Origin of the sequence: Lentimicrobium saccharophilum (assembly GCF_001192835.1) — a bacterium.
GTDB lineage: Bacteria > Bacteroidota > Bacteroidia > Bacteroidales > Lentimicrobiaceae > Lentimicrobium > Lentimicrobium saccharophilum.
In genome coordinates, this window is the sequence record NZ_DF968183.1 from 357,735 (window position 1) to 369,822 (window position 12,088).

11 protein-coding genes are annotated in these 12,088 nt (G+C 43.5%); 8 read left to right on the top strand and 3 right to left on the bottom strand.

Annotation, left to right across the window (positions count from 1 at the left end):
- Positions 1-4 precede the first annotated feature (4 nt).
- The 8 genes from TBC1_RS13370 to TBC1_RS13405 all read left to right on the top strand — a co-directional run bounded on the left by TBC1_RS13370 (position 5) and on the right by TBC1_RS13405 (position 7,676).
- Positions 5-805 (top strand): M48 family metallopeptidase, encoded by an 801-nt coding sequence (locus tag TBC1_RS13370; RefSeq protein WP_062043881.1) that lies wholly within the window; start codon positions 5-7, stop codon positions 803-805.
- Positions 806-858: 53 nt separating this feature from the next.
- On the top strand, positions 859-1,323 hold the full coding sequence (locus tag TBC1_RS13375) for an NfeD family protein (protein WP_062043884.1): 465 nt from the start codon (positions 859-861) through the stop codon (positions 1,321-1,323).
- A gap of 9 nt (positions 1,324-1,332) precedes the next feature.
- Complete coding sequence (floA, locus tag TBC1_RS13380) at positions 1,333-2,343, top strand: flotillin-like protein FloA (protein WP_062043886.1); 1,011 nt, start codon at positions 1,333-1,335, stop codon at positions 2,341-2,343.
- A gap of 108 nt (positions 2,344-2,451) precedes the next feature.
- Positions 2,452-4,662, top strand: a complete 2,211-nt coding sequence (locus TBC1_RS13385) for a RelA/SpoT family protein (protein WP_062043889.1) — start codon at positions 2,452-2,454, stop codon at positions 4,660-4,662.
- A gap of 1 nt (position 4,663) precedes the next feature.
- Positions 4,664-5,140 (top strand): hypothetical protein, encoded by a 477-nt coding sequence (locus TBC1_RS13390; RefSeq protein ID WP_062043892.1) that lies wholly within the window; start codon positions 4,664-4,666, stop codon positions 5,138-5,140.
- 608 nt (positions 5,141-5,748) lie between these two features.
- Entirely contained in the window at positions 5,749-6,114 is a 366-nt protein-coding gene (locus TBC1_RS13395; RefSeq protein WP_062037712.1) for an ISAon1 family transposase N-terminal region protein, read from the top strand.
- Positions 6,115-6,142: 28 nt separating this feature from the next.
- A complete protein-coding gene (locus tag TBC1_RS13400; RefSeq protein ID WP_296296203.1) occupies positions 6,143-7,078 on the top strand; it encodes an ISAon1 family transposase in 936 nt (311 codons plus the stop codon).
- A gap of 61 nt (positions 7,079-7,139) precedes the next feature.
- The gene (locus tag TBC1_RS13405) at positions 7,140-7,676 is read left to right on the top strand and encodes a hypothetical protein (protein ID WP_062043896.1); all 537 of its coding nucleotides are present in this window, start codon (positions 7,140-7,142) and stop codon (positions 7,674-7,676) included.
- A 353-nt stretch (positions 7,677-8,029) separates the two neighbouring features.
- Here the strand turns inward: TBC1_RS13405 and TBC1_RS13410 are convergent, their stop codons facing one another.
- From TBC1_RS13410 to TBC1_RS13420, 3 genes are all read right to left on the bottom strand, one after another.
- On the bottom strand, positions 8,030-8,332 hold the full coding sequence (locus TBC1_RS13410) for a hypothetical protein (RefSeq protein WP_062043899.1): 303 nt from the start codon (positions 8,330-8,332) through the stop codon (positions 8,030-8,032).
- 144 nt (positions 8,333-8,476) lie between these two features.
- Positions 8,477-10,489, bottom strand: coding sequence for an alpha-amylase family glycosyl hydrolase (locus TBC1_RS13415; protein WP_062043902.1), 2,013 nt, complete (start codon positions 10,487-10,489; stop codon positions 8,477-8,479).
- A 444-nt stretch (positions 10,490-10,933) separates the two neighbouring features.
- Complete coding sequence (locus tag TBC1_RS13420; protein WP_062043905.1) at positions 10,934-12,085, bottom strand: tetratricopeptide repeat protein; 1,152 nt, start codon at positions 12,083-12,085, stop codon at positions 10,934-10,936.
- Positions 12,086-12,088: the final 3 nt, after the last annotated feature.

The window sequence follows — 12,088 nt, forward strand, 5'->3', positions numbered from 1 at the left end:
GTTTATGAAGAATGTAACAAAAATCCTATTTGTAATCCTGATTCTGGTCTCCGGATCATGTTCTAAAGTTCCGATTACCGGACGGAAACAATTTAATGTTGTGCCCGACAACATGATGACACAGATGAGTCTGACCAGTTATCAGGAGTTTCTCACGCAAAACCCTCCTTTGCCTGCAAACAATAAGCAGGCTTTGCAGATAGCCTCCGTCGGGCAGAGGATTTCTGCGGCTGTTGAAACCTATCTTCGCGAGAACGGAATGGCTGATAAAATTAACAATTTTGCATGGGAGTTCAAGCTCGTGGAGAGTCCCGATGTAAATGCCTGGTGCATGCCCGGCGGGAAAGTGGTTTTTTATACCGGCATTCTTCCTTATGTGAAGGATGAGGCCGGAATTGCTGTAGTGATGGGTCACGAAATTGCCCATGCTGTTGCAAATCATGGTGGTGAGCGTATGAGCCAGCAACTGGCCGTTGTGCTTGGCGGCATATCATTGGATGTTGCACTGCAGCAACAACCGACACTCACCCACGATATTTTCAACTCTGTTTACGGTGTTGGTTCGCAATTGGGAGTCCTTGCATATTCCAGAACTCATGAATATGAAGCAGACAAGCTGGGCATGGTCTTTATGGCTATGGCCGGGTACGATCCGGCACGTGCGTTGTCATTCTGGCAGGATATGGCCGCAATCCCTGGTCAGGCGCCTCCCGAATTTCTCAGTACTCACCCTTCGAACCAAAAGAGAATTAAAGCAATTCAGGATTACATTCCTGAAGCAAACAAATATTTCAAACCATTGTGATTAGTCCCGGATCTTACTTACATTTGTAATACATTTATTCAACCTGGCCTGTAATGTCACTTACCCTAATCATAATTCTAATAATTGCAGGATTGCTTTTCCTGTTGCTTGAAGTACTGGTAATACCCGGAACAACGGTTGTTGGCATTGCAGGTTTTGCGCTGATTATCTTTTCCGTATGGGAATCCTATCATGTATTCGGGTCTCCCACGGGACATTTTGTGCTTTTAGGGACCATTTTTTTTACAATATTAACGATTTATCTTGCCCTCAAATCAAAGACATGGAACAGAATCATGCTGAAAACTGAAATCAGTGGCAAGGTAAACGAGATTGACACCACAAAGGTACAGGCCGGTGACACAGGTATATCAGTTTCACGCCTTACGCCTGGGGGGAAAGCCCTGATCAACGATGAATATTATGAGGTGCACACCAATGGAGAATTCATTGATCAGGAATCGGAAATAGTTGTGACACATCTGGCTGACAATAAAATATTTGTTAAACGAAAATAACCAACAAACATGGAATCATCATTTGTAGTAATTGTAGCCATTGGAATTGCCTCGCTTTTCGGGCTATGGATCATATTGTACTTCATCCCTGTCGGGTTGTGGTTTTCTGCCTTGCTTTCAGGAGTGAGGATCTCGCTGATTCAACTGGTATTTATGCGCTGGAGAAAGGTTCCGCCTTCAGTAATTGTAACTGCAATGATCAATGCTACCAAAGCAGGATTGACCATTACCCGCGATGAGCTCGAAGCGCATTACCTTGCCGGAGGCAGGGTTAAGCTTGTGGTCAATGCGCTGATTTCAGCTGATAAGGCTAATATTCCGCTGAATTTCAAAGCAGCCACTGCCATTGATCTTGCCGGCCGCGATGTGTTTGAGGCCGTTCAGATGTCGGTAAACCCGAAAGTGATCAATACACCGCCCGTTGCCGCTGTTGCCAAGGATGGTATTCAGTTGATCGCCAAAGCAAGGGTTACCGTGAGGGCAAATATCAGACAACTGGTCGGAGGTGCCGGCGAAGAAACGATCCTTGCCCGGGTTGGTGAAGGTGTGGTTTCCTCGATCGGTTCCGCAGATTCACACAAATCAGTGCTGGAGAATCCCGATTCCATCTCGAAGGTGGTATTGTCGAAAGGGCTTGATTCAGGAACTGCATTTGAGATTCTGTCCATTGATATAGCTGATATTGATGTAGGTAAGAATATCGGAGCACAACTCCAGATGGATCAGGCCAATGCGGATAAAAATATCGCCCAGGCTAAAGCCGAAGAACGCCGGGCAATGGCTGTGGCCAATGAGCAGGAAATGAAAGCAAAAGCCCAGGAAGCCCGTGCAAAGGTGATTGAAGCAGAAGCAGAAATTCCCAAGGCTATCGCTGATTCTTTCCGTTCCGGTAATCTTGGAGTTATGGATTATTATAAGTTTCAGAATATTCAGGCTGACACCAGGATGCGCGATTCTATTGCCGAACCTCAGCAGAAACCCAAACAGGGGCCAAAAGGAACTGACTCCCCGTTAAAATAAAGTTAACGGTTTAAGGAAAGAGCGCCCCGTATATTCAGGGCGCTTTTTTTATGGTCAAAGAATTACCAACAATCATTAGACTTATTTTTGTATTCTCAATTCCCGATCATGAACCTGGCAGTTGACAGCGAAGAAAGAAAACTTATCCGGCAAAAGTACCGTAAACTGGTTACAGAATGCCATGCATTCCTGAATAAGGAGAATACCGGCACTTTGAGACAGGCATTTACCATGATGCTTGAGGTCCATGGCCGGAAACTACTCGATAACAGGGAGCCGTATTTCTGCCATGCAGTGGATGTCGCCTGCATCGTTGCAGGTGAAATGGGTCTTGGGTTTGTTTCTGTGGTTGCTTCTCTGCTTAATGGCATTCCTTCTGCGGAAGCCAATGTGCAGGAATTTTACAGGAAAAATAAACTTGACGAAGCCCGCATTATCAATGAAAGCCTTAAAAGAATCAGAGAATTGCCAACCGAAAGGCTGCCGGGCAACGCTGAAAACTTCATCAGCCTTCTGTTATCCCTTTCTTCAGATGTAAGGGTAGTGCTATTGCAATTGGCCGATCGTCTGCAATATATGCGCACCATCAGTTCACTTTCTGAACCATTGCAAAAGCTTGTCTCGGCCGAAACATCCAATCTCTATGCCCCATTGGCTCACAGGCTTGGGCTTTACCGCATAAAATCCGAACTCGATGAGCTCTCATTGCAATACAGTAATCCTGCCGTCTATGAAGATATTGAATCCAGAATCAGGAAAGCAGAAACCAAAGATCGCGACTTTTTAAATTCGTTTCTTGAACCGGTTACTGCGGAATTGAACCGCCTGGGTCTCGATTTTATAATTAAAAAGAGAACAAAAGCTGTCTCCTCGGTTTATGCGAAAATCGTTAAACAGGAGGTCAGCTTTGAAGAAGTGTACGATCTTTTTGCCATCAGGATTATATTGAACAGCGCTGCTGCCAATGAAAAGGCTGATTGCTGGAAAGCCTATTCAGCAGTGACAAATATTTATACCCCTGAGCCTAAAAGGCTCCGCGACTGGATCACTATCCCGAGACCAAATGGTTATGAATCCCTTCATATTACTGTGTTGGGGCCTGCAAAACGTTGGGTGGAGGTTCAGATCCGGACACGGAGAATGGATGAGGAAGCCGAGTTGGGAAATGCTGCCCATTGGAGGTATAAAGGACAGCGCGGAGCGGTGGAGACCGGTGAATGGCTGAGTTCAATAAGAAAAATACTGGAAAATCCGCTGGAAGCGGATGCTGAGCTATCGAAAGGGCAAAAGCCTGCCTCAAGCAGCGATATGATCTATGTTTTTACGCCCGAAGGGGACCTGAAAAAGCTGAAAGCCGGAAGCACTGTGCTCGATTTTGCATTCGAAGTTCATACCAACATCGGATCTAAATGCTCCGGCGGAAAAGTAAACAACAAGATAGTCCCCATCCGTCATCAGCTGAAGAGCGGCGACATGGTCGAAATCATCACATCCAAGAATCAGAATCCTAATATCGACTGGCTTGGGTGGGTGGCAACCTCTAGGGCTAAAAACAAGATCAAAAGATATCTGAAAGAGGCCGAGTTCAAACAGGCTGAAGCCGGCAAAGAAATCTTCAGGCGGAAACTAACGCAACTGAAGATCAGCAATGCGGATGAGGCCATCAACAGGCTGGTAGCTCATTTCAAGCTTTCCGGTCCTCTGGATCTGTATCAGCAGCTCGCCGAAGACAGAATAGAACCATCCCAGCTGAAAGAGATACTGATTGTTAATCCGAAAGAGGCGAAGGATTCCGATGAAAAGGCAGAGCCGAGATTGCCCGCAAAGCCTGAATCACGTTCACCGAACAGGACATCGGAAAATGTCATCATTGTCAACGAGAGCTCCGAAATTGAGGGATACAAGCTGGCCCGATGCTGCAATCCTGTAATGGGAGATGAGATATTCGGGTTCATTACCGTTGGCGATGGCATAAAAATTCACCGTACCAATTGCCCGAATGCGGCAAGGATGAAATCCAGGTATCCTTATCGTACAATGGAAGCGCAATGGTCAACGCCTGCGGAAGGTACCTATTTCCTGGCAACCATTAAAATCAGCGGATTTGATCAGCTGGGGATACTGAACACAATCACCACCATGATTTCGAATGAACTTAAAATGGATGTCCGTACCATCTCGCTGGATAGCAAGGGTGGGCGTTTCGACGGGATTATTAAAGTCAGTATCCGGGATAAAAAACATCTGGAGTTTCTTTTGAAAAAACTGCTTACCATTAAAGGAATAATTAAAGCCAGCCGCTTAAGTACATCCAGTTGATATGATTATCCCGGGATATTACGACCTGAAGCACAAATTGGAAGAAGGGAAGACCTATATTTTCAGATATCTGAAACAGGTGATTCTTTCCGATGGCGAAGCGTATATGGTTATGGAAGATCCTTTCGGGATCAGACACATGCTGTTGTACCGGTACTATCAGCAATTCAATCTTCAGCCGGACTCAGCGGTACGTTGCAGGGTTGATAAAATAAATTGCACGGGAAGGGTCTTTCTTGAACCGGAACACCCGTATTACAAACCAGGCACAACCGGATTTTTTGCTGTTGTATGGGCAGGTTTCAGAACCTCCGGAAATTCAGTCAGCCGGACGATTGTCGTCAGGGATATTTTCAACAACGAGGTGGAGGTCATTGTTCCACCGGATTACAGGGATAACTTAAGGGCTGGTGCCAGGGTAGTATGTGCGATTAATGATATCAGAAAAGGCAGGCCGGAGTTATCCTTGATTCAATAATTGAAGAAAAACTACCCTTTATATCCATCTGAGTTATTAACAATTGTTGATAAACCCAGTTCATTTTGTGTTGATATAAAACATTCAAAATCACTTGACAAGGGGGGCAAAATTTAGTATCTTTGTAACATCAGGCCAGCGATACGGCGAGAAACTCCGGGAGGTACGGTTGAAAAGTCCGCAAGGAAACTGACTTCCGCTACCAAAGGCTCTCAGGTCTTAAACAGCAAACCGCAAGGGATGCCGGGTAAGCCGGAAAGTACAAAAACCGAAGTCCGTTTCAGAAGATCCTGCGCAAGCAGCGAAGCCCTGAAAAGGTAAGTTGGAGTAAACCTCACGGGGATTGCAAAGACAAAGCGCCGAAACAGTAACCTGAGGTCATGCTAAAGCTACGGCTTCAGCACCGACGAAGGGGAAACATTCCGAAAGGGTAGTTTCCCCTTCTGTTTTTTTGTTGTTGAAGCCGCAGGTGTTACTTTTGGGATCATGCACAAAAGTTGTGGAGCAAAGAGTTAATAGAGATCTTTGCAGAAACTAATTTTGGATCATGCACAAAAGTTGTGGAGCAAAGAGTTAATAGAGATCTTTGCAGAAACTAATTTTTTGCCATGGACGACTCTTTCAAGGTGCTTTTAAAACTTATCTTACCAGATTCTGTAGAAGATTATTTTGAATTAACCCATCATAAAAAAGAAGGTGAGAACCTTCATATTTATCTCAAAGAGTTGAACACCAAACCCGATGAGTATCGAGGCAATAAGCTTATTTCCAAAGGTTTTTTCGATGAAGTGACTATCCAGGATTTTCCTATCAGGGGATATAATGTATTTCTTCATATAACACGACGACGCTGGCTCAATGAAGACACAGGCAAAGTAGTTTTCAGAGACTGGGATCTTGTAGCTAAGGGGACGCGAATCACAAAGGATTTTGCTGCTTTTTTAAAAGAAATCGGCCGATACCCAGGCTCATAGCATTCAAACCATAGGGTCGTTTTATGGAGTGCCAGGCAAGAAGTTGCAACGTTATTATCGCAACAAATTGAGCGATTTCAGTCAATGGGAACACTGCAAAGATGCAAGTAAGGGTTTGATCTTTCCAGAGAATCTGGGGCCATATCTTTCGATTGACGAAACCTCCTTATCTCAGGGTGAACTTTATACCATCATCACCAATAAATCAGCCAAAGGCAAGAAAGGTGCACTGGTAGCTATTCTGGAAGGCACCAACTCCGAAACAATCATTCCGTTGCTGTCTCAACTTCCGGCAAAAGAACGCAATAAGGTGATTGAGGTTACCTTGGATTTGGCCGGGAACATGAATCTTATCGTGCGAAAGTGTTTCCCCAAAGCGACTATTGTTATTGACAGATTCCATGTCCAGCAATTAGCAACAGAAGCCCTTCAGGAAATACGCATTAAACACCGGTGGGAAGCATTGGATCAGGAGAATGACGCTATTGAGAAAGCAAAAATGTACAAACAGATATTTATTCCAGAAGTGTTACCCAACGGAGATACCCTTAAGCAACTTCTTGCCAGAAGCAGATACTTGCTTTATAAAAGTGAGCAGAACTGGACCCAACAACAGGCTGATAGAGCGGCAATACTATTTGAACGCTTCCCTGATATCAAATTGGCCTATGAATTAACCCAAAGCTTATCAAGAATATACACTTCCACAACTGAGAAAATCTATGCATATACCAGACTCGCTAAATGGCATGAAAAGGTCGAAAAAGCAGGATTTAAAGCCTTTAACACGATCTCCAAGACAATAATGAATCATTATAGGAAAATCCTCAACTACTTCGATAACCGAAGCACCAATGCAAGTGCTGAATCTTTTAATGCTAAGATTAAAGCTTTCAGACAACAATATAGAGGTGTAAGTGATGTTAATTTTTTCCTCTTTCGGTTATCTAAACTCTATGCCTAATTTGATTTAATCCACAGGTTTTGATCTTGATCCTACTTTTGCCGACCGAAACTGCAGAAATGTGAACAAGACAACCTTCAGCATTGAAGAACTTTTACTGAGAGAACAGTCAAGAGCAAACACTGACATGGTTATCGGAATTATCATGTCAAAACCCCGGTTATTCAATAATCTCTGGGAAATCATGATGCTCAATCAGGATCCCCTGAGTCGCCGCGCAGCCTGGGTAGCTGATTATTGTGCCGAATCCTGTCCGGAGTTCCTTGTCGGCAGGATAGAAGTATTGGCAGCCGTAGTTTCTTCGTTCAGAAGTGACGGCTTGAAACGGCACGGGCTCAGAATGCTCTCAAGATCGGATTTGCCTGTTGAAAACCTGGGTCCTCTGACCGATGTCTGCTTCAAATGGCTGCAATCCCCGAAGGAAAGCGTGGCAGTCAAGATGTACAGCATGGTAATCCTGCACAGGATAACGACAATCTTTCCCGAACTGGCCAGAGAACTGTTCGATATTATCGAGATTCAGTTACATGAAGCCACACCGGGTTTTATCAGTTGTGGCCGTAAGATTATGAAGAAATTATCAAAAACCGGCCTTTGACAGTTAATACCGGCAGATGGAATCAATCTCTGCAGGAGCGCCATGCGAAAACTACGGTTATCCGGCTCAAAACCATTGATGACTCAAATTATGCCAACCGGGAGTGTAGACTCTTGAATATTGGCTCTGGCCGATGTTGCCGGGACTGCTCTCCTGAAATTCCTGGTTCTGGGTAAAGGTCTATGAGACATAATTGATTTAATGCATTGAATATCAATTACATAAAATCGGAAAGAGAATAGGGCAGGGGAGAGTTGCAACCTGGCATGGTGACAGGGAATTCAGGGAAAGCGGACTATCCGGTCCAATCTGATGATTGAAAAATAAAAAAGGCAACCTGAGCTGCCTTTGTCTTATTCATCATTTTCTGAATTCGGGTCATTATCGGGGAAATTGTCCTCACTTTCCTTTTCGTTATTGATGTCCTCCAGATTGTCATCATCGTTGATGTTACCTTTGGTATCAATTTTCACAGGAACTTTTACAAGATAACTTGCATCAGCAGTATCAACGGTGATTGCATAAAAAAAATCGTCACCCCGGGTTTTGACCTTAATCACGTGATTGGAATATCCAAGCGGATATTTCAGCCTGATTGCTTCCAGCACTTCCGGAGAAACATTATTATAACTAACTACCAAACGTTTCTTTTCCATATATAAAATTCAGGTTAAAAAAAAGTTTACAATAATACGCAAGTAAATAATCCGATCAGTGAATTATTTGTTAATTTTTTGTAAAATACTGAAACCCTATAGATGATTACTGTATCATACAGAATGTCAGTATATTAAATCAGTTTATTCTTTTAATAACACCACCGCTGTCCGGTTTGTATTATAAATTCTGAGCTCCGCGAATCCGTTCGTTTTATGGAGCGTAGCCGGATAAACCAGCGCTTCGCTGATTCGGTTGTGCCCACCGAAGATACCGCTGTCGGAATTGAGTATGATTTTGTAATTTCCTGGTTCAGGCACCCGAAATGCATAATCTGGAATACTGGCAGTTGGATGAAAATTAAATACGAAGACCAGCTTTCCTCTCGAAAAGACAATTGTTTTGTTCAGTTCATCCATCTGCAATTGGGTACCGTATTCATCATCGAGTACTTTATAATTTTTAATGGTACTGACCATAGCCTGGTCAAAGTTTGCCAGGAATTTGTATTTAAGTTCCGGATTATGGACCAGCGACCATTGCCGTCTGGCATAATAGTAGCTCCAGCTATTGCCTTCCCTTGGAAAATCAATCCATTCCGGATGTCCGAACTCATTACCCATAAAATTCAGGTAGGCTTGTCCGCCCAACGCAAGGGTAAAAAGCCTGATCATTTTATGTAATGCTATTCCACGGTCAACAACCAGGTGTGGATCGTTTACATGCATATGCCAGTACATTTCCTGATCCATCAGCCAGAATGCCAGTGTTTTATCCCCAACCAGGGCCTGATCATGCGATTCGGCATAAGCAACGGTTTTAACTCCGGGCAAACGGTTCGTCATCACGTGCCACATCTCGTGGATGTTCCACTCTTCATCCTTATGCTCTTTCAGCAGTTTGATCCAGAAATCGGGGATTCCCATTCCAAGGCGGTAATCGAAACCTATTCCGCCTTCTTTGATGGCGGCTGCCAACCCGGGCATTCCTGTAACATCTTCAGCAATGGAAACCGCTCCCGGATTGATTGAATGAATGAGTTTATTGGCAAGTTGCAGGTAGGTGATGGCATCCCATTCAACGCCTTCCCTGAAATATTTTTCCGGTGAATCTATCAGCCCGTTTCCATGATGGAAGTACATCATGGAGCCAACCCCGTCGAATCTGAATCCGTCGAAGTGAAATTCTTTAAGCCAGTATTTAACATTTGATAGCAGAAACTGTATCACCTCGGTTTTGCCGTAATCAAAAAGCAGAGAGTCCCAATCTGGATGAATGCCACGCGTGCCGGGATGGAAATACTGGCTATCCGTTCCGTCGAACATGTTCAGGCCTTCATTTACATTTTTAACCGTATGGGAATGCACAATATCCATAATTACTGCAATCCCCATGCTGTGTGCCCGGCGGATAAGCGATTTCAGATCTTCGGGGGTTCCGAAGCGGGAGGTCGGTGCAAAAAAATTGGCTACATGATAACCAAATGATCCGTAATAGGGATGCTCCTGAACCGCCATCATCTGAATGGCATTGTAACCGCTTTGTTTGATCCAGGGCAGGATATTTTCAGCAAATTCAAGGTAAGTTCCCAGGCCTTCCTTTTCCTGTGCCATACCAACATGACACTCGTAAATAAACAGCTTTTCATCTTTGGGGATCCTGAAAGAATCTCCCTGCCAGTCAAAATCGGAAAACCAGAGTTGACCGGAAAAATTCCGCGTATCCTCATCCTGAACAACGCGTTTAATATAAGCCGGAATTCTTGGAAGAAATCCGTTTGATGATTCCACCCAGACTTTCACTTTAGAACCGTGAACAAAACTGTCCTTATATGTCTTAAAATCAAGAAAAATCTCCCAGATCCCGTTTTCGATCCGCTTCAGGGGATGGGAGCGGGGGTCCCAATTGTTAAAATCTCCTGCCAGATATAACTGATGTGCGGCAGGCGCCCATTCGCGGTAATGCCAACCCCTGGCCTTATGATCATAATTAATCCCGAGGTATTTATAGGCATCAGCAAACTTATTCAGGCTATCATGCACATTTTCTATACTTTCTAGTTTAGAGTGGAACCTGAAGATTCGCTGTTCCACGTCATGTATCACAGGCAGAAGCCAGGGATCAGTTTTTACAATGCCGGGTTGTTTTTGTTTCATCTTAAACAGGAATTATAAATCTTTAACAAGCCTGAATCGTTTCGTAAGCCGGAAACTAATATCCCGGTAAAAACCTGAATCTATACTGAAAACAGTCAAAAAACAAATCTTTTGTCAAACAGTTCAATCTGTCACAAATTACGAAGTTTTACTTTAATCTTCAGGATTTTTTTTCGCAGGAAAAAACCATACGCGCTTGCATGATTTTCTTTTTTTTTCTCAGTTGATATCCCCATTACAACTGTCTGAATCTTACTATGCCGGTTCATGGCTGTATAAATCGATTAAATCAATAGATATGGGTTTGAAAAATCAATAGATATAAGTTATATAATTTATATTATGTCAAATACTAATTTTCTGCTCCTCCTCCACGTAAGATTGAAGAATAAAAAAACTGCCCATCAGTCAGCTGAGCAGTTCCAGAGAGATGCGATTTTCGGATTATTCCAATTCGCTGATTTTATCATTCACGACTTTCATTTTTTCGTACATCTGAAGTCGCGTATAGATTTCTTTTAATGATAAAAGCGTATTCTTGTCTGAAGGATCAAGACTTGAGGCTGTTTCCAGGTATGGGATAGATTTGGCCAGAATATCATCTGCCTGTTTCTTAAGCGCGTCATATTCTTTTGTGGCTGATAACGGAAGTTTGTTGGCTTCATCAATAATCTGTGCAGCCTGATTCACATAAAGAGCTCCAAGGTTATAATTTGCCTCAAAATAATCAGGTTTCAGCTCAACTGCTTTAATGTAAGCTTTCTCGGCCTCTCCTACATTGTTCATCAGCGCATAATTGACACCAACAGCATAATGGATTGTAGGATTAGATGGATCAGTTTTAACGGCTTCCTGAAGATTGGCCATAGCCTTATCGTGCTGATTTGAGCTGAGGTAGATGTTTGTTTCAGCGATCAGCAGATTAAAGTTCTCCGGATATTTGCGGCGTCCTTCGGCCAGAACAGCGATGGCTGCGGTGGTATCACCTTCTTCCAGACTGATGGATGCAAGTGAGTTATAAAGCAGCGGCTGCGGATAATTCATTTCTTTAACCTTGTTATAATAAAGCTTTGCCTTGCCGAATTCCTTTGCATTTTCAGCGGCAAGTGCAGTATTGAACATTGCCAGGGTATCTGTATTTCCAAAGGTTTTATTCACTTCTACGGCTGATTCAAAGCTTTTCATAGCTTCAAGGTACTGGGGAGGATCGGCGGTAAACCTGATCACCCCTTCGTTATATAGTTGCTCGCTGATAATCAGCATATTCTGGATGGTTTCGGTGTAATACTCCTTTTTTGTATCCAGTTCAATTGACTTTTTGTAGGATTCATAAGCTTTGTTCAGGGCATCACTATCCAGGGCCTTAAATGCAGGATTTTCGCTCATGTGAATCTGCAGGTAAATATTGCCGCGATAGAACCACGTTTTGGGATCGTTCATCGTTGCAGGATCTGAGATAGTAGGTTCGATGTTCTGCATCGCTTTGTCGAGCTCCCCTTTCCGGAGATTGTTAAATGCAGTTGTACGCAGTGGTTTCTGGCCAAAAACGAACGAAGCCGCAATCAGCATGAGGAAAATCAATGAGATTTTTTTCATTTT

What these genes read in the sequence shown, in the direction of transcription:
- TBC1_RS13370 (WP_062043881.1), top strand. Translation starts at nt 5, where the DNA reads ATGAAGAATGTAACAAAAATCCTATTTGTAATCCTGATTCTGGTCTCC.
- TBC1_RS13375 (WP_062043884.1), top strand. Translation starts at nt 859, where the DNA reads ATGTCACTTACCCTAATCATAATTCTAATAATTGCAGGATTGCTTTTC.
- floA (WP_062043886.1), top strand. Translation starts at nt 1,333, where the DNA reads ATGGAATCATCATTTGTAGTAATTGTAGCCATTGGAATTGCCTCGCTT.
- TBC1_RS13385 (WP_062043889.1), top strand. Translation starts at nt 2,452, where the DNA reads ATGAACCTGGCAGTTGACAGCGAAGAAAGAAAACTTATCCGGCAAAAG.
- TBC1_RS13390 (WP_062043892.1), top strand. Translation starts at nt 4,664, where the DNA reads ATGATTATCCCGGGATATTACGACCTGAAGCACAAATTGGAAGAAGGG.
- TBC1_RS13395 (WP_062037712.1), top strand. Translation starts at nt 5,749, where the DNA reads ATGGACGACTCTTTCAAGGTGCTTTTAAAACTTATCTTACCAGATTCT.
- TBC1_RS13410 (WP_062043899.1), bottom strand. Translation starts at nt 8,332, where the DNA reads ATGGAAAAGAAACGTTTGGTAGTTAGTTATAATAATGTTTCTCCGGAA.
- TBC1_RS13415 (WP_062043902.1), bottom strand. Translation starts at nt 10,489, where the DNA reads ATGAAACAAAAACAACCCGGCATTGTAAAAACTGATCCCTGGCTTCTG.
- TBC1_RS13420 (WP_062043905.1), bottom strand. Translation starts at nt 12,085, where the DNA reads ATGAAAAAAATCTCATTGATTTTCCTCATGCTGATTGCGGCTTCGTTC.